The sequence below is a fragment of the Dechloromonas hortensis genome, from assembly GCF_009469765.1.
Lineage (GTDB): Bacteria > Pseudomonadota > Gammaproteobacteria > Burkholderiales > Rhodocyclaceae > Azonexus > Azonexus hortensis.
Genome location: NZ_SSSQ01000002.1, coordinates 57,595 through 77,846, shown reverse-complemented (window position 1 = coordinate 77,846; position 20,252 = coordinate 57,595). Strand labels below are relative to the sequence as shown.

21 protein-coding genes are annotated in these 20,252 nt (G+C 63.3%); 3 read left to right on the top strand and 18 right to left on the bottom strand.

What is annotated here, in order from left to right; all coding sequences use genetic code 11:
- Nucleotides 1-195: 195 nt before the first annotated feature.
- Both GH663_RS03710 and GH663_RS03705 read right to left on the bottom strand, forming a co-directional pair.
- Nucleotides 196-501, bottom strand: coding sequence for a high-potential iron-sulfur protein (locus tag GH663_RS03710; RefSeq protein WP_153130354.1), 306 nt, complete (start codon nt 499-501; stop codon nt 196-198).
- A gap of 248 nt (nt 502-749) precedes the next feature.
- Entirely contained in the window at nt 750-1,931 is a 1,182-nt protein-coding gene (locus GH663_RS03705; RefSeq protein WP_153130353.1) for an acetylornithine transaminase, read from the bottom strand.
- 250 nt (nt 1,932-2,181) lie between these two features.
- On the opposite strand from GH663_RS03705, the gene GH663_RS03700 reads away from it, so the two are divergent.
- From GH663_RS03700 to GH663_RS03690, 3 genes are all read left to right on the top strand, one after another.
- The gene (locus GH663_RS03700; protein ID WP_153130352.1) at nt 2,182-3,792 is read left to right on the top strand and encodes a methyl-accepting chemotaxis protein; all 1,611 of its coding nucleotides are present in this window, start codon (nt 2,182-2,184) and stop codon (nt 3,790-3,792) included.
- A gap of 135 nt (nt 3,793-3,927) precedes the next feature.
- The gene (locus GH663_RS03695) at nt 3,928-4,143 is read left to right on the top strand and encodes a hypothetical protein (RefSeq protein WP_153130351.1); all 216 of its coding nucleotides are present in this window, start codon (nt 3,928-3,930) and stop codon (nt 4,141-4,143) included.
- Between the two features lie 9 nt (nt 4,144-4,152).
- On the top strand, nt 4,153-4,494 hold the full coding sequence (locus tag GH663_RS03690; RefSeq protein ID WP_153130350.1) for a hypothetical protein: 342 nt from the start codon (nt 4,153-4,155) through the stop codon (nt 4,492-4,494).
- A gap of 50 nt (nt 4,495-4,544) precedes the next feature.
- On the opposite strand, the gene GH663_RS03685 is transcribed toward GH663_RS03690, so the two are convergent.
- The 16 genes from GH663_RS03685 to GH663_RS03610 all read right to left on the bottom strand — a co-directional run bounded on the left by GH663_RS03685 (nt 4,545) and on the right by GH663_RS03610 (nt 20,246).
- Entirely contained in the window at nt 4,545-4,988 is a 444-nt protein-coding gene (locus GH663_RS03685) for a nucleoside deaminase (protein WP_153130349.1), read from the bottom strand.
- Between the two features lie 175 nt (nt 4,989-5,163).
- Entirely contained in the window at nt 5,164-5,592 is a 429-nt protein-coding gene (locus GH663_RS03680; protein WP_153130348.1) for a GlcG/HbpS family heme-binding protein, read from the bottom strand.
- Nucleotides 5,582-6,835: an MFS transporter gene (locus GH663_RS03675; RefSeq protein ID WP_153130347.1), complete on the bottom strand. Its 1,254-nt coding sequence runs from the start codon at nt 6,833-6,835 to the stop codon at nt 5,582-5,584. The genes GH663_RS03680 and GH663_RS03675 overlap by 11 nt, the downstream gene beginning before the upstream one ends.
- 182 nt (nt 6,836-7,017) lie before the next feature.
- The gene (locus tag GH663_RS03670; RefSeq protein ID WP_153130346.1) at nt 7,018-7,788 is read right to left on the bottom strand and encodes a class II aldolase/adducin family protein; all 771 of its coding nucleotides are present in this window, start codon (nt 7,786-7,788) and stop codon (nt 7,018-7,020) included.
- A 31-nt stretch (nt 7,789-7,819) separates the two neighbouring features.
- Nucleotides 7,820-8,860: a TRAP transporter substrate-binding protein gene (locus tag GH663_RS03665; protein WP_153130345.1), complete on the bottom strand. Its 1,041-nt coding sequence runs from the start codon at nt 8,858-8,860 to the stop codon at nt 7,820-7,822.
- Between the two features lie 124 nt (nt 8,861-8,984).
- The gene (locus tag GH663_RS03660; protein WP_153130344.1) at nt 8,985-10,028 is read right to left on the bottom strand and encodes an AraC family transcriptional regulator; all 1,044 of its coding nucleotides are present in this window, start codon (nt 10,026-10,028) and stop codon (nt 8,985-8,987) included.
- 35 nt (nt 10,029-10,063) lie between these two features.
- Nucleotides 10,064-11,266: a Bcr/CflA family multidrug efflux MFS transporter gene (locus GH663_RS03655; RefSeq protein WP_211371053.1), complete on the bottom strand. Its 1,203-nt coding sequence runs from the start codon at nt 11,264-11,266 to the stop codon at nt 10,064-10,066.
- 84 nt (nt 11,267-11,350) lie between these two features.
- A complete protein-coding gene (locus tag GH663_RS03650; RefSeq protein ID WP_153130342.1) occupies nt 11,351-12,805 on the bottom strand; it encodes an NAD-dependent succinate-semialdehyde dehydrogenase in 1,455 nt (484 codons plus the stop codon).
- A gap of 629 nt (nt 12,806-13,434) precedes the next feature.
- Nucleotides 13,435-14,226, bottom strand: a complete 792-nt coding sequence (locus GH663_RS03645; RefSeq protein WP_246181511.1) for an aldolase/citrate lyase family protein — start codon at nt 14,224-14,226, stop codon at nt 13,435-13,437.
- Nucleotides 14,227-14,248: 22 nt separating this feature from the next.
- Entirely contained in the window at nt 14,249-15,052 is an 804-nt protein-coding gene (hpaH, locus tag GH663_RS03640) for a 2-oxo-hept-4-ene-1,7-dioate hydratase (protein WP_066886504.1), read from the bottom strand.
- Between the two features lie 20 nt (nt 15,053-15,072).
- Nucleotides 15,073-15,465 (bottom strand): 5-carboxymethyl-2-hydroxymuconate Delta-isomerase, encoded by a 393-nt coding sequence (locus GH663_RS03635; RefSeq protein WP_066886317.1) that lies wholly within the window; start codon nt 15,463-15,465, stop codon nt 15,073-15,075.
- A 31-nt stretch (nt 15,466-15,496) separates the two neighbouring features.
- Complete coding sequence (hpaD, locus tag GH663_RS03630) at nt 15,497-16,393, bottom strand: 3,4-dihydroxyphenylacetate 2,3-dioxygenase (RefSeq protein ID WP_153130340.1); 897 nt, start codon at nt 16,391-16,393, stop codon at nt 15,497-15,499.
- 66 nt (nt 16,394-16,459) lie between these two features.
- Nucleotides 16,460-17,305, bottom strand: a complete 846-nt coding sequence (gene hpaD / locus GH663_RS03625; protein ID WP_153130339.1) for a 3,4-dihydroxyphenylacetate 2,3-dioxygenase — start codon at nt 17,303-17,305, stop codon at nt 16,460-16,462.
- A 63-nt stretch (nt 17,306-17,368) separates the two neighbouring features.
- Nucleotides 17,369-18,823, bottom strand: coding sequence for a 5-carboxymethyl-2-hydroxymuconate semialdehyde dehydrogenase (hpaE, locus tag GH663_RS03620; protein WP_153130338.1), 1,455 nt, complete (start codon nt 18,821-18,823; stop codon nt 17,369-17,371).
- 17 nt (nt 18,824-18,840) lie between these two features.
- Complete coding sequence (locus tag GH663_RS03615) at nt 18,841-19,605, bottom strand: fumarylacetoacetate hydrolase family protein (RefSeq protein WP_153130337.1); 765 nt, start codon at nt 19,603-19,605, stop codon at nt 18,841-18,843.
- Nucleotides 19,602-20,246 (bottom strand): fumarylacetoacetate hydrolase family protein, encoded by a 645-nt coding sequence (locus GH663_RS03610; protein WP_153130336.1) that lies wholly within the window; start codon nt 20,244-20,246, stop codon nt 19,602-19,604. The genes GH663_RS03615 and GH663_RS03610 overlap by 4 nt, the downstream gene beginning before the upstream one ends.
- Nucleotides 20,247-20,252: the final 6 nt, after the last annotated feature.

The window sequence follows — 20,252 nt, the reverse complement described above, 5'->3', positions numbered from 1 at the left end:
CTGACACCCTTGAAATGCTTGAGCGTGATGCCCTGGCGAATAGCACCGAGGCATGCCCCTCGTGTGAGAGTCAAGCGAAGATCAACGCGGAACTCGAGACGGAACTTGCTGAAAGCCGGAGGAATCTTGAGCAGTACAGGAGGCAGTTTGGAGAGCCTCCTCGCTAGCGGCTATGGGCTGCTGCCTGAACGCGTATCAGGCTTTCTTGGCCCATAAGGTACACCAGCCCTCTGGACTGATTTTTCCTTCGACCACCTTGCAGGTGCCCGATTCAGAAATGAAGTGCATGCAAAGGGCGCATTTTTGCTCCCCCTTGGGTTTGGTTTGGTATTGCACGGCCGCCTGCGGCGTCTTTTTTACCTGAGGTGAGGCATCTCCAGCCGCAGGTTTCGTATTCTTCGTCGTGGCATCTGCAGCGAGGGCGGCTGGCACACATAGTACGCAGCCGGTGGCGATGGCTGCGCGGAAAACAGCTCGCCGCGATTGATTCATTTTGTCCATGATCATCTCCATTGCTACATCAATGAGGCTTCAAAAGTAGCAGCAGGGATCGCATGTCACCGTGCGTTAGCGCACAGAATGATTTGAGACGGAGCGCGTTCCGGTGAATTTGAATGACGAGATTGGCAGCGTTGGTTGCACCTGCACCAGTCAAGCTGGAGCAACTATCCGCTAGCGCTGGCTGCCAGCCATCCTGCACGCTGAAAGCAGCAAGGAAGCCGGCCGCCCGGCCGGCTTCCGGCAAACCCTTATTTCTGCAGCAGGCCGTCGAGCAGTTCGATCATCTGATCGATTTCGCCTTCGCTGACGTTCAGCGCCGGCATGAAGCGCAGCAGGTTCGGGCGTGGCGAGTTGAGCAGCAGGCCGACGCCTTCCAGCTTCAGCGCGGCCTGGACGATGGCAGGGCCGCGTTCGTCGTCGAGGATCAGGGCGCGCAACAGGCCGGAACCGCGCTCACCCTTCAGGCCATGTTTGGCCGACAGTTCGAGCAGGCGCTTGGCCAGGTATTGCCCCCGGGCTTCGACTTCAGCCAGGAAACCGGGTGCCAGCAGGCGCTGCATGACAGCGACGCCGACCGCGGTCATCAACGGGTTGCCGTTGTAGGTGCCGCCTTGGTCGCCCGGCTCGAAACAGCAGATCGCCTCGCGGGCGAGCAGTGCCGCCAGCGGCACGCCGCCGCCGATGCCCTTGCCCAGCGTCATGATGTCCGGCGTGATGCCGGCATGTTCGTAGGCGAACAGCTTGCCGGTGCGGCCCATGCCGGACTGCACTTCGTCGACGATGAGCAGCACGCCGCGAGCCGTGGTCAGTTCGCGCAGGGCCTTGAGGAACTCGACGTCGGCCGGGATCACCCCGCCTTCGCCCTGCACCGGCTCCAGCATCACGGCAACGGTTTTTGGCCCAATCAGGGCGTCGACCGTAGCAATGTCGTTGTAGGTGGCCTTCGGGAAACCGGCGACCTGCGGCGCGTAGATGGTGTCCCAGCCGGCCTTGCCGGAGGCCGACATGGTGGCCAGCGTGCGGCCGTGGAAGGAATGGCCGAAGGTGATGATCTCGTAGGCGCCGTCCTTGTGCAGGCGGCCCCATTTGCGGGCGAGCTTGATCGCCCCTTCGTTGGCTTCGGCACCGGTGTTGGCGAAAAAGACGCGGTCGAACACGGAGTTGTCGGTGAGCAGACCGGCCAACTCGACCATCGGGCCGTTGTAGAAGGCCGGGCTCGGGTTGATCAGCCGGCTCGCCTGCGCGGTCAGCGCGGCGGCGATTTCCGGCGGGCAGTGGCCGAGGCAGTTGACCGCCCAGCCCTGGATGAAGTCGAGGTACTTGCGGCCGGCGTGGTCGTACAGCCAGGAGCCCTCACCGCGCTCGAAGACGATGTCCGGGCGGGGTGTGATGAACATCAGCGAATCGGTATTGGCAGCGTGGTATTGCATCGTCAGATTTCCATGGGTTGGGGCGGGAAGTGTAAGGGCGGAATGTTACCGAATTGCGCCGGCTTTGGGCGGCAAGAAGCGGACATTCCCGGGCTGCCCGGCAGGACACGAGCGGAAGCGCTTGCCACGGCAAATAATCGCTAATATATTAGCGTAAATTCCGGATCGACCCTCTGCCTTCGGCCGTGGGTCCTTCCGGAAAAAAAATAGACAAATAATTAATATATTAGTAAATAACTGGAGGAGACGCATGTCCATCGGACACAAATTCCTGACCCTGATCGCGCTGGCGATCATCGGACCGCTCACCGTCGGCCTGCTCGGCATGCTGGAAATGTGGCAGATGGACGAGGGGCAGGCCTTCACCAATGCCCGGATCATTCCCGGCATCCGCATCGTGCACAAGATCGAGAGCGACTTCCAGAACACCCAGGTCGCCCTGCTCTACCACATCCTGAATACCGAAAAGGACCGGATGGCCGAGCAGGAAAAGACCATCGCCGAACTACGCAAGACCCAGAAGGAAACGCTGGCCAGCTACGAGTCCTTCATCACCGACGAGCAGGACCGCAAGCTGCGCGACAGCAGCGCCATGCTGATGGATGAATATTTCTTCATGGTCGAGCAGATCATCGCGCTGTCGCAGGCCAACATGGACGAACCGGCGCGCAGCCTGGCCGAGGAAAACAAGCCGATGATCGACCAGTTGATCGGCAACATCGGCAAGCACGTCCAGTACAAGGAAAGCCAGGCCCGCGCCCACGGCGAGGAGTCGCATGCCGCCTACACGCTGGGCACGCGCCTGATGATCGGCGTCATCCTGCTCGGCATCGTCTCCTGCGGCCTGCTCGGCAACATGCTTTACCGCAGCGTCACCGGCTCGCTGAAGCAGATGCTGACCATGTTCGAGAAAATCGGCCGCGAACTCGACTTCACGGTCCGCCTGCCGGCCAGTAGCCGCGACGAGATCGGCCAGACGCAGCGCGCCCTGAACGGCCTGCTCGAAAAACTACAGGCCAGCTTCCGCCAGGTCTGCCAGATGACCATGCAACTGAGTTCGGCGGCCGAACGCATGGCCAGCAATTCGAGCCAGATGTCGGCTGCCTCGATGCGGCAGAGCGAAGCGGCGAGCAGCATTGCCGGCACCGTGCAGGAACTCGCCGTCTCGGCCGAACTGGCGGCGGCCAGCGCCGAAACGGCCAAGCAACTGTCGGAAGAGTCGCTGCTCAAGGCCCGCGACTCGGCCCAGGTCATCCGCCAGACGGTGGATGACATCAACGGCATCGCCGAGACCGTCACCGTCTCCTCCAGTCAGGTGCGCCGCCTCGACGAGAGCAGCACGCGGATTGATGCCGTCGTTTCGGTGATCAAGGATGTCGCCGAACAGACTAACCTGCTCGCCCTCAACGCCGCCATCGAAGCGGCCCGGGCCGGCGAACACGGGCGCGGTTTCGCGGTCGTTGCCGACGAGGTGCGCAAGCTGGCCGAACGGACCGCCCAATCGACCGCCGAAATCTGGACCAATATCTCGCAGATGCACGATACCGCGCAGGAAACGGTCGAAGGCATCCAGGCCATGGTCGGCAAGGTCGAAACCGGCGTCGCCCGCGCCAATCTGGCCGACCGCGAAATGCAGCAGGTCGGCACCAGCACGCAATCGATCGCCGGCATGGTCGCCGACATCGCCGCCGCCGTTTCGCGCCAGAAAGACGCCAACCACGATATCGCCGTCCAGATCGAAGGCATCGCCGACATGTCGCGGCAAAACAACCGCGCCGCTGAAAACACGGCGCTGACCGCCGCCGAGGTGGCCCGCCTGGCCCACGAAATGGAACAGTCGGTCAGGATCTACCGTGTCTAGCAAACTGCCCTTCCGGTCAGGAATCGACCAGTTCGAACGCCTCAGCTAACTGGCGGCGCTACAAACCTGCCTCAGGGTCGATGCACATGCACCGGCCAATTGGTAAGCTAAGCGATGACGACAGGAGGGAATGCCATGAAGACATTGGCGGGAAAGATGGCCTGCGGCCTGCTTGCCCTGCAGGCGCTGTTCGCATTGCCTGCGCAGGCCTGGGAAATGAATGGCGAAAAGATGCTGTTGATCGAACCCCGCGAAGGCAGTCCGATTCGTCTAGGAACGATCGTCTTCAAGCCGGCGGGTGCGCTGACTCAATTCGAGATCAAGCTCGATCATCAGGTCTTCAAGGACTAATTCCTGTCGATGAAGGAGTTCAAGTGTCTCGACGGGCAGACTGAGATCCAGTGCCATGTGCCCTACCCCTACCCGAATCCGCATACGGTCAGCGCGGTCGATCTGCGCTGGCTCGAACACTCGCTGCTGTTTCTGTTCAAGACACAGCAGGAGTTCGGGGCCAAACTCTGGAATGGCCTCTATTACCGCCTGCAGTTAAGCAGCGAGGGCCTGGTCGGCACACCGGAGGCGGTGGATCTGGCCCAGATCGGCGCCCCACCGGCGGATCCGTCGACGCCGCCCTACGGAGCGGGGGACCGTTCGGAGATCGCCCCGCAAACCCGCTGGTTCCGGCGGCTGCTGATTCGTTGAGCGGCGCGCCGAAGATTTTCGGCATCGCCGCCATTCACTTCTGCACTCGCTCAGTCGGATTCGCCAATATCCTCATTCCAGAGTTCCGGATTGCTGGCGATAAAGGTCTGCATCATGGCCGTGCAGGTCGAGTCCTGAACAACCTCCACCTGGACGCCGCGGGTGCGGAGCAAATCTTCCTCACCCAGGAAGCTCTGGTTTTCGCCAATGACTACCCTAGGAATGCCATACAGCAGAATCGCCCCGCTGCACATCGCACAGGGTGACAAGGTCGTATAGAGAACGGATTCCCGATAGACGCGGGCCGGCTGCCGGCCGGCATTTTCAAGGGCATCCATTTCACCGTGCCGGATGGCACTGCCCTGCTGGATGCGCCGGTTGTGGCCACGGCCAAGAATGACCCCACGATGCACCAGCACCGAGCCGATCGGAATGCCGCCCTCGCTCAGCCCGGCCTGCGCCTCGGCAATGGCGGCTTGCATGAATTCGTCCATCCTCTCTCTCCCTTGGCTGTTGCCCGTTCCGTCAAGCAAGTATGCGCCAGGCTTCAACCGGCAAGTTGCTCAAGGCCTACGGTTCGCTTGATCCAACCGTTTGCTGCCTGACAGGTAGCGATCAATGTCGATCAAGCCAAACATCCCCAGCCGCGCATCCCGCCGGCCAGACCAATCACCCGCCGGCAAGCAAGCCGGCCAGCGCTGCCTCGGCAAACGCCACATCCTGCGCCTCGCTGCCACCGGAAATGCCGATGGCACCGACCAGCACGCCTTCGTGCTTGACCGGCAGGCCGCCGCCGAAGCCGACGAAGCGCTCGCGCTGCATCAGGCCGTGGCGCAACTGCTCCGAACCCTTGGCCAGGCGTGCCTCCCACTTGCCGGTGGCCGGGCCGAAGCTGACCACGGTGTAGGCCTTGTCGAGCGCGATGTCGATCGAGTGGAACGGCGCCCCTGGATGGCGCTTGAAGACCAGCGGGTAACCGGCGCGGTCGACCACCGCCACGCACACTTTTACGCCGGCTTCGGCCGCTGCGGCCAGCGCCTTGTCGGCCAGTTGATCGGCACTACCGAGGCCGAGCGAGGCGATCATTTCAATGTCCATTGCTGCTTTCTCCATGCGCTGCCGAGACCTGCGCCGTCAGACGATGACGGCGGGTCAGCAGGAAGATTACGAAAAGGAACAGGGCGACGCCTTCGCACAGCAAGGTCTGCCCTGCCCCGAGCGCGCCGGCAACGAAACCGGCAATCAGGCCGCCCAGCGCGTCGAAGCCGAAGCGGGCCGAGGTAAAGAAGGAAACGATGCGGCCGCGCAGCTGGTCCGGCGCCGCACTCTGCAAAATCATGTTGATGCCGACATTGCACACCGAAATGCCGAAGCCGAGGGCAACCATCGCCGTCAGCGCCAGCGGCAAGCGGGTGGTCGCCCCGAACAATAGCAAGGCGACGGCGCTGATCGCCACCCCGGCGACGACGGCGGTAATCAGGCCGGGAATGGTCTTGCGGGTGGCGAGAAAGATGGTCGAGGCGAAGGCGCCGCAACCGGCCGCCCCCCACAGCCAGCCGAGCGTCGTCGCATCGCCGGCAAAGACGTCACGGGCGAAGACCGGCAGCAGCACGGCATAGGCCGAGGCGGTCAGATTGAGGCCGATCAGCGTGATGATCAGCATCCTGACGGTCCACGTCTGCCAGGCATACAAAACGCCTTCCTTGAAGACCTGACCGACCGAACCGCTCGCCCGCGGCGAGGCCGTCATCTGAATAAAGCGCAGGCCGCCGATCAGGGCGAGGAAGGAGAAACCGTTGATGGCGAAACAGGCCGCCTCGGAAGTCAGGCCGACCAGCAGGCCGGCAATCGGCGGCCCGACGAAGCGCCCGGCATTGAACAGCATGGCGTTGAGGGCCAGCGCGTTGGGCAAATCCTCGCGGCTGCCGACAAAGCTGCCGATCAGCGACTGCCGCAAGGGGGTATCGAAACTGTTCAGGATGCCCAGGGTCAGCGACATCAGGATGATGAAGCCGGTGCCGATCAGCCCCGACCAAGTCAGCCCGGCCAGTAAAAAGGCTTGCGCCGCGAGCAGCGACTGGATGCCGATCAGCCACTTCCGCTTGTCCTGCTTGTCGATCCAGGCCCCGGCCAGCGGGCCGACCAGCAACTGCGGGATCAAGGCGCAAAAGGCGGTGACGCCGAGCAGCGCGGCCGAGCCGGTCAGCCGGTAGACCAGCCAGGAGAGCGCCACCTGCTGGATCCACGAACCGAGGATGGAAATCGCCTGACCGAGGAAGTAAAGCCGGAAATTGCGGTGCGCCAGGGAACGGATTGCCGGCGGCAGAACAAGAGTGGACATCGGGTGATCGACCATGGGGGAAGAGCAATACTAAACGCTGGCACCGCAGTAGCGGCAACCGGGCGATAAATTGCTAACATATTAACGTATTTTCACCACCACGGGGCGCGCTTCAAGCCACCGCCTTGCCTGCCCACGGCGCCCGGTCGCCAGGCCTGCCGGCCGGGCAACCGGGCAATCGCTCAGTTGCGGTAGGACGGATCGAGCCGGTCGATGATCCGGGTCATCGCCGCCAGCGCATCTTCGCCCGCCCCGAACTTGGGATCGAAATTGAGCGAATCGGCGACGCACTTGCGCAACACCGGCTCCGGGATATCGAGCACGGCGCCCATCGATTGCGCCGCAAGCTGGATTTCGCAGGCCCGGTTGACCAGCCACATCAGCGAAAAAGCCTGGGCCAGCGTCGCCCCGATCACCACCGGACCGTGATTGCGCAGCATCAGCACCGGCTTGTCGCCGGCGCTCTGCAAAATGCGCTCGCCCTCTTCCAGATGCACGGTGATGCCCTCGAACTCGTGCCAGGCGACTTTGCCGTAAAGCTGGGCGGCGTAGAAGTTGCTATACGACAGGCCATCCTTCAGGCAGCAGACGGCTTGGGTCGCCGTGGTATGGACGTGCATCACGCAATGACCGTCCGCCACCTTGTCGTGGATGGCCGAGTGGAAGGTGAAGCCGGCCGGATTGATCGGCCAGTCCGAGGGGCCGATGATCTGCCCCTTGATATCGACCTTGACCAGGTTGGAGGCGCAGACGTCCTGGTAGTGCAAGCCGAACGGATTGATCAGGAAGTGTTTTTCCGGGCCCGGCACGCGCACCGAAATGTGGTTGTAGATCAGTTCGTCCCAGCCGAGGTAGGCGAAGATCCGGTAGACGCCGGCCAGTTTGACGCGCAGCGCCCATTCCTCGGGACTGAAGCGTTGCGGATGATCGTAGTAGTTGCCTTGTGGATTCATGTCGGTATTCCTTGTCGATGTGATGTGGCGTTCAGTTCTTCTGCTTGCGGGCCGCTTCGCGGGCGGCGGCGACCAGCGCTTCACCGTTGATGTTTTTCTGTTTGGCGTCGCTCAGCCATTCCTTTTCGACGACTTCCAACTGCTTCAGGATGGCGTCGTAGTTGCCCGGCGAGACGACGGTCAGGGTATGGCCCGGCGTTGCCTTGACCTTGTTGCGCGCCGCAATCGACGCCTCGTCCCAGGCCTTGCCATAACGCTCGACCAGCGCCAGCCCCGAGGTCTTGTCGATAATCGCCTTGAGGTCGGCCGGCAGCGACTCGTACTTCTGCTTGTTCATCAGCACGACCAGGATGGTGGCCCCCATCACCGGCCGTTCAGCCGGGGTCTCGAAATGGTATTTCGTCACTTCGTCGAGCTTGGTCGGCAGCATGACCTCCCAGACCGCCGATGCGCCATCGACCACGCCTTTCGAGATCGCCTCGGTAACCTGCGCCGGCGGCATGGCGACCGGCGTCGCGCCCAGGGCTTTCAGGGTCCGGGCAATGGTCCGGTTGGGCGAGCGGAGCTTGATGCCATTGAAATCGGCGGCCGTCACCAGCGGCTTGCCGGCGGTATGGATATTCATGCCGCCGTCGCCATGCATGGCCAGCACCTTGAAATCCTTGTACTCATCCTTGAGCTGCTGTCCGTAAAAATCCCAGACGGCACGGCCGCCGGACAAGCCGCCCAACGGCAGAACGCCGGGCAGTTCGAGCGCCTCGGTCTTCGGGAAGCGCCCGGTGCTGTAGCCGGGTGCAGTCCAGACGATATCGGCGACGCCGTTCTTGACCTGGTCGGTGAGTTGGGCCGGGGTGCCGCCCAACTGCATGGACGGGTAAAACTGACACTTGATGCGGCCGTTCGACAGTTGCCCCATTTCGTCGCACCAGGGCTGGAGCACCTGCTTCTGGGTGGTGGCGACCGCCGGCAGGAAATGGGCAATCTTGAACGTGACTTCCTGGGCCTGGGCGGCCTGCGCCGCCGCCAGCGCAAAGCCGGCGAGCAGCAGGCGGCGGGGTAATGAAATTCTCATTGGGGTCTCCTCGATGTTGTTTGCACGATGGGCTGAAAGCCCACCGCCACATCATAGGAAGACGCCCCGCCGGCCACTATCCGGATCTGGCGCCGGCTATCCGCATCCGGCGGATTGTTGCCGGTCAGGCCGCCCGACGAAGGGTTTCCGACGGCGATTCGCCGAAACTGCGGCGGTAGTCGGCGGCAAAGCGGCCCAGATGATTGAAGCCCCAGGCCAGCGCGATCTCGGCAATGCCGCCCGGCCGACAATCGCCCTGCAAGTCGCTGCGCACGCCGGCCATGCGGACCTGGCGCAGAAAGTTCATCGGCGTCGTGCCGCGTGCCTTGTGGAAACCTTCGCCGAGCGTGCGCACGCTGCAGCCGACCGCCTCGGCAATCCGCTCCAGGGTCAGGGCTTCCCGGGCATTGGCCCGAATGTAGTCCTCGGCCCGCTTGACATGGCGCGGCGCCAGCCCCGTCCTCGCCTGGCGCAGTGCTTCGCTGTACGAGTGTTCGTGCTCGAGCAGCAGGTGCAGCAACACCGCTTCTTCCAGGTTGTGGATGATCGGTTCGGATGGTGCCGGCACGGTCGTCCCGACATAGCCGAGCAACATCTGCAGCAGTCCGATCCAGCGCCGCTGGACCGTGCCGTTGTTGGAACCGAAGGGGGAAAAATGCAGCGGACGGTCGAGCGGACGAGCCAGCAAGGCGGCGCATTTGGCGTCGATGGCGGCCTGGTCAACGCGCACGTTGCAGCGCTCGCTGTCGCCGCTGAAGCGCTTGCGCACCGACTGGCCAGCCGAATCGACGACAACGAAGCCGCGGCCGCCTTCGGCCGTGCCGGCCGCCGTCGTCACCCGGGAGAAACCGCTGACCTGGGTAGTGACCAGCACGAAGGGGCGGTCACCCGACTGCTCAATATCGATTTCCGCGCCGAAGGCCAGCGTCGCCAGGCCCAGGCGCCCGATCTGCGAAGTCCGCAGGCGCATCCGGAAATCCTGCGGCCGCCCGGCCAGGCGCAGGCGGTTGCTGTTGTAAACGTCGGAGAGCCGGCTCGAGGCTTCATCGACATCGAGACTGAACAGCGTTGCATCGGGACTGCCCAGCGCCTGTTCGGCACGCCACCCGAGGTAGTGGGTTTCGCTGGCCAGATGGGCGTCTGCTTCATGGCATGAGATGGCATTCATGTCGTCCCTCCGAATAATTGCCTGACACCGAATCCTTAACGGCGTTCACCACACAGCCGGAAACAGAACCAGCCGAGCAGCGACATGCCCGATACCGCCAGAATGACCCAGGCCATGGCCCTGCCGTTTGGATCATGGAAATAGCTGATCGTTGCGCTGGCCAGCATGCCGAGGCCAAACTGGCTGGCCCCGAACAGGGCCGCCGCGGCGCCGGCGTTCTGTGGGTAACGCGCCATCAGCAGCCCGACGCAGTTGGCACCGAGCAGGCCGGTCATGCTGACGACGATGAACAGCCCGGCCAGCACCGCCGGCAGCGCATCGCCAACACCGCTGGCGACCCATAGCAGCAAGGCGCCGACAAAGCCGAAGCCGCTGCCGACTCCGGCCATGACTGCCGCCCCCTGGCGGCGCACCAGCCGGCTGTTCAGGAAATTGGCCGTGAAGATACCCAGGGCATTGGCCGCGAACAGCAGACTGAAGGCCAGTGGCGAGTAGCCATGCAGTTCGATGAAATAGAACGGGCCACCGGTGATGTAGGCGAACATCGCGGCGAACGACATGCCGCCGGCCAGCAGCAGGCCCACTGCCGCCGGATCGCAGAGCAGCCGGCCGTAGGCGGCAAAAGCACTGGCCAGCGACAGTTGACCGCGGCGCTCGGCGGGCAGGGTTTCCGGCAACTGGAACCAGACGACCAGCAGGCTGAGCAAGCCCCAGGCGAGCAAGGCACCGAAGGTGCCCCGCCAGCCGAAATGATCGAGCAGCACGCTGCCGAGAATCGGCGCCAGCAGCGGCGCGATGGCGGTGACCATGGCCATCAGCGACAACTTGCGGATCGCCTCGGTCGGCGTATAGACGTCGCGGACGACGGCCCGCGCCAGCACCGAAGCCGCCCCGCCACCCAGGGCCTGCAGAAAGCGGGCGACGATCAGCTGTTCGACCGCCAGCGCCAGCACGCAGGCCAGGCTGGCCAGCGCGAAGATGGCGATGCCGCTGAGCAGCACTGTGCGCCGCCCGTAGCGGTCCGAGATCGGGCCGTAAAACAGCATGCCGACCGAGAAGCCGGCCAGGAAGACGGTGATCGTCAGTTGCACCGCTTCCGCCGAAGCCGCCAGGCCCGCCGCCATCGCCGGCAAAGCCGGCAGGTAGAGGTCGATGGAAAGCGGCCCGAAGGCGACCAGCGCGCCGAGCAACAAAATGAAACGGCCCTCGCGGGCCGGTTCGATGGCAGAAGTCGTCATTAAGAAGGTGTCTGCTTGATAGGTCATTCCCGGGCAGGCGCCTCAAAGGAAGTGCCCTTGGGGTACGGGAACGACTTGGGTTGCTTACAGGCCGCCGAGCGCCAGGTACTTGGTTTCCATGTACTCGTCGAGACCGTGGCTGGAGCCTTCGCGGCCAATGCCCGACATCTTGACGCCGCCGAACGGGGCAACCTCGGTCGAGATCAGGCCGGTATTGACGCCGACCATGCCGTATTCGAGCTGCTTCGAGACGCGCCAGACGCGGCCGTGGTCCTTCGAGAAGAAGTAGGCGGCCAGCCCGAACTCGGTATCGTTGGCCATCTGCACGGCCTCGGCTTCGGTTTTGAAGCGGAAGAGCGGGGCGACCGGGCCGAAAATCTCTTCCTTGGCGACAGCCATGCCAGGCAGCACATCGGCCAGGATGGTCGGCTCGAACCAGGTCCGGCCGAGCGCATGACGCTTGCCGCCGGTAACGACGCGAGCGCCCTTGTCGATGGCATCCTTGACCAGTTCCTCGACCTTGGCGATGGCCGGTTCGTCGATCAGCGGCCCCTGGGTGACGCCCTCCTCCGTGCCGTGGCCGACCTTCAAGGCCGAAACGGCGGCCGCCAGCTTGGCGGCGAAGGCGTCATAGACGCCATCCTGGACCAGGAAGCGGTTGGAGCAAACGCAGGTCTGGCCGGCGTTGCGGTATTTGGAGGCGATGGCACCGGCCACCGCGGCATCGAGGTCGGCGTCGTCGAAGACGATGAACGGAGCGTTTCCGCCCAGCTCCAGCGACATCTTCTTGACCGTGCCGGCGCATTGCGCCATCAGCAACTGGCCAATCGGCGTCGAGCCGGTGAAGGTCAGCTTGCGGACGATCGGGCTGGCCGTCATCACGCCGCCGATGGCCGAGGCCTTGCCGGTGACGACGCTGAAAACGCCGGCCGGCACGCCGGCACGTTCGGCCAGTTCGGCCAGGGCCAGCGCCGACAGCGGCGTCTGCTCGGCCGGCTTCAAGATGATGGTGCAGCCGGCGGCCAGTGCCGGGGCGACCTTGCGGGTGATCATCGCCGACGGGAAGTTCCACGGCGTAATGGCCGCGCAGACACCGACCGGCTCCTTGGTAACGACCAGCTGGCGGTCCTTGAACGGCGACGGGATGACTTCGCCGTAGGCGCGCTTGGCCTCCTCGGCGAACCACTCGACGTAGGCGGCGGCATAGGCGATTTCACCGCGCGATTCGGCCAGCGGCTTGCCCTGCTCGGCCGTCATCAGCCGGGCGAGGTCTTCCTGGTTGGCCATCATCAGGTCGAACCAGCGGCGCAGGATACGGCTGCGCTCGACAGCAGTCGTTTCGCGCCAGGTCTTCAGCGCCTGGTCGGCCGCCTGCACCGCACGCTCGGTTTCGGCGGCGCCGCAACGCGGCACGGTGGCGATGGTTTCGCCGGTGGCCGGGTTGGTGACCGGGAAGGTTTCGCCGCTGTCGGCGGGAACCCAGGCGCCATCGATGTAGCAGGCCTGGCGCAGCAGGTTGGTGTCGTTCAGGGATAGCATGGGGTGTTCTCCTTGGGGTGTTCTTGGTTAAGCGTTTTGCGGGTTATTGGCGATGGTTCCGCTGGGCTGGCTTGGGGTTCCGCCTTGCTGGCGGGCGTACTTTCTTTTGGGTGGCCAAAAGAAAGTAGCCAAAGAAAAGGCCACCCCTGGGTCGGTGTCCCCTTCGGGGATTCCCTGCGCTACTCGAAACGCCGGGCGGCTGCGCAACTCGGGGCTGCGCCCCTCAAACAGTGCTCGCCGAAGGCCCCCGGCATTTCTGCGTTGCTCGGCACCTTTCAAGGGGCCCGGAAAAACGTCCGGGCTCGACTGGCTGGAATGGTTTTTGGGGTTTTTGCGGAGTCGACCGCAGCAATCAAAAAACTGGGTTACGGCTGGTTCTGGGACGCTTTTCGGGTCCCCATGTGAAGCGCCAAGCAACGGAGCTGCTGGCGGAAAAAGGGCGAGGACTGTCTGAGGCCCGCTGGGCCGAGTTCCGCAGCCCCCGCCAGTAGCGAGTAGCGCAGGGAAGTCGGCGCAGCCGACCGCGTAACCTGGGGTCGCCTTTTCTTTGCTTACTTTCTTTTGGCGAAGCAAAAGAAAGTGAGACGCCCTCAAGGCGGAAAGCACCGCATGAAAAGGCAAAAACCCCATCAGTACGCCGCGCCGCTCTGCGCCGAGCCAGCCTTCTTGAACTTGTCCGCCAACGCCACCGCCGAATTCCTCAACAGCAGCGCATCGACCCCAACCAGCAAAAAGCTCGCCCCAATCTCCCGATAAGCCTCGGCAGCCACCGGATCAGCCGAGAAGACCCCAGCCGCCTTGCCGGCGGCGGAAATCTTGCCAATGGCAGCGTTGACCGCAGCCTTGACCTCGGCGTGACCCGGATTGCCCAAATGACCCATCGACGCCGCCAGATCGGACGGCCCAATGAACACCGCGTCGACGCCCTCGACCTTGAGGATGGCGTCGAGCCCGGCCAAGCCGGCGGTCGATTCGATCTGCACAATCAGGCACATTTCCTGGTCGGCCTTGGCAAAATAGCCTTCGACGCCGTTCCACCGGGCGGCGCGGGCCATCGCCGTGCCGACGCCACGGATCCCATGTGGCGGGTAGCGCATGGCGCGGACCAACTTTTCGGCATCGGCGGCGGTCTCGACCATCGGCACCATCAGCGTCTGGGCACCGCCATCGAGCAACTGCTTGATGCGGGCGACGTCGTGGTCAACGGTGCGCACCACCGGCTTGACCGGGTACGGGGCCAGCGCCTGCAACTGTTCGATGATGCTGCGCAGGTCGTTCGGACCGTGCTCGCCGTCGATCAGCAGCCAGTCGAAGCCGGTACCGGCGACGATTTCGGCGGTGTAGGCGTTGGCCAGGCCGAGAAACAGGCCGATCTGGGTTTCGCCAGCAGCCAGTGCGCGCTTGAAGGTGTTGAGGGGCATTTCCACGGTCGACTCCTGTTTTTCAGACAAAACGGCAAGTGATGTTGCCGAGCGGGCCGTAATCGACATGGAAGGTGTCGCCCCGGCTGGCCGGGACCGGCCGTGTGAAGGAACCGGCGAGGATGATCTGGCCCGGCTCGAGCGCCACGCCGTGCGGCGCGAAGCGCTTGGCCAGCCAGGAGATACCGTTCGCCGGGTGGTTCAGGACGCCTGCCGCGACGCCGGTTTCCTCGATCACGCCGTTGCGGTAGAGCAGCGCCGAGACCCAGCGCAGGTCGATGTCGAGCGGCTTGACCGGACGGCCGCCCATGATGATGCCAGCGTTGGCGGCATTGTCGGAAATGGTGTCGAACACCTTGCGCGGCCGCTTGCTTTCCGGGTCGATGCGCTGCGAGCGGGCATCGATCAGTTCCAGCGCCGGGATCACGTAGTCGGTGGCCGACAGCACGTCGAGCATGCTGACGTTCTCGCCTTCGAGGCGGTCCTTGAGGATGAAGGCCAGTTCGACCTCGATCATCGGCACGATGAAGCGGTCGACCGGGATCTCGCCGCCATCGGCGAAGACCATGTCGTCGAGCAGCGTGCCGTAGTCCGGCTCGTTGATCTGCGACGACATCTGCATGGCGCGCGAGGTCAGGCCGATCTTGTGGCCGACGATCTTGCGGCCCTCGGCGAGCTTCATGTCGACCCAGGCCTTCTGGATCGCATAGGCGTCGGGAATGGTGATTTCCGGGTAATCCAGCGAGATCTGTCGGATCTGCTGGCGGGTCTTTTCGGCTTCGTGGAAGCGACGGGCAGTCGCTTCGATAATGTCTTGGCTAAGCATGTTCATTCCTCTTGGTGGGGTTAGGCCTTCTTGTAGCGGGCGTGAATATTGTTTTGCTTCCAGGTGCCGGCTTCGCTGAACTCGACGATTTCCATCGACAGGGCCAGCGTGCGTTTCTGGTAAATGGCGGCGAAATGCTCGCTGATCATCTTGAACAGCTCGTCGCCGGCCTTCTTTTTGGCCTCTTCCGAACGTCCACCGCCGATCTTCAGCGTCGCATGCACGAAGGCGTCATCGACCGTGCCATCCGCGACGCAGTAGTCGTTGAGGCGGATGGCGCGGGAACGGATACCGCCGATCGGGAACACCCCACCCTGGTCGATCAACACCTGGTTGGATTTTTTCAGCAGCCCCTTGATGTCGGCCTCGGCCGGGTCAAGGTTGTCGGTGTATTCGTAGATGAGATGGGGCATTCCTTGCTCCTTCAGAAAATAGTCAGTTCAGTCAGGAAACCGGCATGCCGGCGCCGATCCCGGTCGCAACCAGCGGAATGCCGGCGACGGGGAAGCTGACGACGGTCTGGCCGGTGCCCGAGCTTTCGAAATAGGGGCAGACGATCTCGGCCTTGCCTTCGTACTTGTCCCAGCCGATGGCGCCGAACAGCATTGCGGTGTCGTGCATCTTGCCTTCGCCGGTACAGTACTGTGCGTACTCGGGCAGCATGCGCAGGAAGGTGGCCCACTGGCCTTCTTCCCACAGTTGCAGGGCGCGCAGGTCGACCTGCTTGTTGAATTCGCGGCTGATCGAATTGAAGCCTTCCTCGACCAGGCGGTTTTCCCAGATCTGGTGCGACATCGAGCCGGAGGCGACGATGGCGACCTTGCAGTTGCTGCGGGCGACGGCCTTGGCCAGCGCTTCGCCGAGGATGCGCGACTCTTCGAGCGAGCCGAAGGTGCTCCAGCCGGCGATCGAGACGACCTTGATCTTGCCTTCCGGATTCATGTAGCGCATCGGCAGGATGGTGCCGTATTCGAGATCGAGCGACGCGACCTGGTGGGCGCGCGTCTTGACGCCCATCGCAGTGGCTTCCTCGGCGATCATCGCGCCCAGTTCCGGGTTACCCGGGAATTCGTAAGGCAGATCCTGGATGAAATGCGGGAATTCGTGGCTGGTGTAGTTGCCCTTGTGCACCGCATTGTTGTTGATGTGATAACCCGCGTTAACCAGCCAGTGCGTGTCGAACACGACGAAAGTATCGACGCCCAGCTCGACGGCACGACGGCCGATTTCGCGCTCGGCATCGATCGCCGCCTGACGGCAGCCGTGCGCCGGCCCCGGTTGCTCGGAAATGAGCATTGAAGGAACGTGCGTGGCCTTGATGGCCATGAGGATTTCACCCATGAATCTGTCTCCCTAATTCAAGAAAAAAGGTTTCTCCGGGGGTAAACACTGGCTTTGCGCTCTTTTTTAAATGGGGAAAACGACGTTGATCTGGCCGGTGCCGGACGAACCGAAGTAAGGCGTCACGACTTCGGCCTTGCCTTCGTACTGGTCCCAGCCGAGCACGCCCAACAGCATCGCGGTGTCGTGCATCATCCCTTCGCCGTGGCACTTGACCGCGTACTCGGGCAGCATGCCGCAGAAGGTCTTCCAGTCGCCCTTCTGCCACAGGTCGACAACGTGGTGATCGACCGTTTCCAGGAACGGGTCCCAGACCTTGTGCAGGAACTGCTCCGAAACGCCGTTCTGGGCAAAACGGTGCGACAACGAGCCGGAAGCCAGCACTGCGACATTGCCTTCGCTCTGCTCGATGGCGCGACGTACCGCCCGGCCGAGTTCGACCGAGTCCAGCAGGTTATGCACCGTGCACAGCGCGGAAACCGAGACAACCTTGAACTTCTTGTCTTCGTTCATGTAGCGCATCGGGACCAGCGTGCCGTACTCCAGCGCCAGGCTGGTTGCATCGTGGGCACGGGTGTGGACGCCGGCAGCGGTCGCCGTTTCGGCGATGGCGTGACCCAGGGCCGGGTTACCCTCATACGAGAACGGCATGTTCTTGATGAAGTGCGGCAGTTCGTTGGAGGTATAGATGCCCTCCCAGGCCGGCGCACAGTTGATGTGGTAACCGGAATTGACCAGCCAGTGCGTATCGAAGACGACGATGGTGTCGACCTTCAGTTCACGCATGCGGCGGGCGATTTCCTTGTGACCGTCGATGGCGGCCTGGCGGCAGCCCTTGTGCGGCCCGTCCATTTCGGACAGGTACATCGACGGAACGTGGGTGATCTTGGCGGCGAGTACTAGTTTGCCCATTTTGCTGTCTCCTTTTTTGCCGTCATTGCCGACTTGATCGGGAATGACGGCGGCTCTGCTTGTTTAGACGCCCCAGCGCGGAATGTGGTGGCTGCCGTAGGACACGGCGATGTTCTTGGCTTCGCAGAACACTTCGAAGCTGTAGTGATTGCCTTCGCGGCCGGTACCGGACGCCTTCGAGCCGCCGAAGGGCTGGCGCAGGTCGCGGACGTTCTGGCTGTTGACGAAGGTCATGCCGGATTCGATGGCCTTGGCCAGGCGGATGGCGCGCCCGGTGTTGTTGGTCCAGAGATACGACGACAGGCCGTAGATGGTGTCGTTGGCGATGCGCACGGCATCCTCTTCGGTCTTGAAGCGGATGATGCAGGGCACCGGCCCGAAGATTTCTTCCTGGGCGATCCGCATGCTGTTGTCGACATCGGCGAAGACGGTCGGCTGGACCCAGAAGCCGTTCTTGAACTTGTCATCGACGACCGGCGTGCCGCCGCCGAAGACGACCTTGGCGCCTTCCTGCTTGCCAAGCTCGATGTAGTAATTGACCTTGTCCATGTGGCCCTTGGAAATCATCGGGCCGATCACGGTATTCGGGTCCATCGGGTCGCCCACCGTCAGGCGCGAGGCGCGGGCGGCGAAGTCGGCGACGAACTTGTCGTAGATGCCTTCCTGGACGATGATCCGCGAGCCGGCGGTGCAGCGTTCGCCGTTGTTCGAGAAGATCATGAAGATGGCGGCGTCGAGGGCGCGCTCGTAGTCGGCGTCGTCGAAGATGATGAACGGCGACTTGCCGCCCAGTTCCATCGAGAACTTCTTCAGGCCGGCCGCCTTGACGATGCGGTTGCCGGTCGCCGTCGAACCGGTGAAGGAAATCGAGCGGACATCCGGGTGGGCGACCAGCGGCTCGCCGGCGGTGTTGCCGAAGCCCTGGACGACGTTGAAGACGCCCGGCGGAATGCCGGCTTCGAGGGCCAGTTCGCCGAGGCGGTTGGCGGTCAGCGGCGACAGTTCCGACATCTTCATCACCGCGGTGTTGCCGAAGGCCAGGCAAGGCGCGGTCTTCCAGGTGGCGGTCATGAACGGCACGTTCCACGGCGAGATCAGCGCGCAGACGCCGACCGGCTGCCACAGCGTGTAGTTCAGGTGACCGGTGTCGGAATCGTAGGTTTCGCCGTGCATGTGCTGGATCAGCTCGGCGAAGTAGTTGAAATTGTCCGAGGCGCGCGGAATCAGCACGCGCTTGGTCTGATTGGTGACCTGGCCGCAATCGGCGGTTTCCATGTCGGCAATCGGCTCGACATTGGCGGCAATCAGTTCGCCCAGCTTCCTGACCAGGCGGGCGCGTTCCTTGACCGGCGTGGCGGCCCAGCCCGGGAAAGCAGCCTTGGCGGCGGCAACGGCGGCATTGACTTCGGCCTCGCCGGCACTGGCGACTTCAGCCAGCACTTCGCCGGTCGCCGGGTTGATGGTCTGGAAGGTTTCCTTGCTCTCGACCTTCTGGCCGTTGATGATGTGCTTGATCATGCTGTTCTCGCTTTCTGTTAGACGGTGGCGAAATAGGTCTGGTCGTCGACGATGGTGTTGATCAGACAGCAGACGCCTTCAACTTCGGTCTCGATGACATCGCCGGCCTTGACGTCGGCCAGGCCTTCCGGCGTGCCGGTCAGGATGATGTCGCCCGGGTTCAGCGTCATGAAGGACGACAGGTATTCGATCAGCGTCGCGATATCGAAAATCATGTCGGACGTCGTGCCCTGCTGGGTAACCTTGCCATTGACGCGGGTCGTCAGCTTCAGGGACATCGGGTTCGGCACGTCGGCGGCATCGACCAGCCAGGGACCGAGCGGCGTGCAGCCATCGCGGTTCTTGACGCGCAGGTTCGGGCGGTAGTAATTCTCAAGATAGTCGCGGATGGCGTAATCGTTGGCCACCGTATAGCCGGCGACGATGTCCATCGCCTCGGCCTTCGACAGGTTCTTGCCGGTCTTGCCGATGACGACGGCCAGCTCGCACTCGTAGTGCATGTAGGTGGCGTCGGCCGGACGGCGGGTCTGGGCGCGGTGGCCGACGATGGTGTTCGGCCCCTTCAAAAAGGCGAGCGGCACTTCCGGCGCCTTGAAGGCCAATTCCTTGGCATGGTCGGCGTAGTTCAGGCCGAGCGCAAAGACGGCGCCAGGCACGACCGGCGGCAGCCACTCGACCTCGGCTTCGTTGAGCAAGCGGCCGTCGGCCAGTTGGACACGGCCATCGGCGGCCTGCGTCACTTGGTGGATGGCGCCCTGGAAGGCAATGCGACCGCGCTTCATGCTTGTGCTCCTGCGATGGAGAATTGGAGACTGCCGACGCCTTCGGCACTGATTTTCACCTGGCTGCCAGCGCCGGCTTGCGGCGCCATATAGCTGACGCCGACGAGCAGCACGTCGCCCTGGCTCAGGGTCATGAATTCCGTCACGTCGACCAGCAACTGGGCCGGATCACGGATCAGATCGGCCAGCGAGCGCTGTTCGACGACCTGGCCGTCGATTTCGGTGGTCAGTTGCAGATTGGCCAGATCGACCAGCGGCTTGACCGAGGACAGCGGCAGCGAACCGTCGAAACACTTCTCGCGGATCGCCGGACGGTAGTAGCTGTCGTGCGGCAGGCTGAGATCGCCGGCCAGCACGATGCCGGCCACGGCGTCCAGCGCATTGGCGCGGTTCAGACGGGCAGCGGCACGACCCATGACCAGACCGATGGTGGCACCAACCTCGACGGTTTTTGCCCCTTTTGGCAGGTTCACCGCAGCACCGCAGGGGACGCGGGTATTGGCCGGCTTGATGTACATCGCCGGGGCTTGCGGGGCGCCCTTGTAAGGCGCCGCTTCGAGCGCCTCACCGATCTTGCCGAGCGAGGCCCGGTCGTTGAGGACGACACCGTAAACCGTACCGCTGACTATCTGTTTGATCATTGTTAC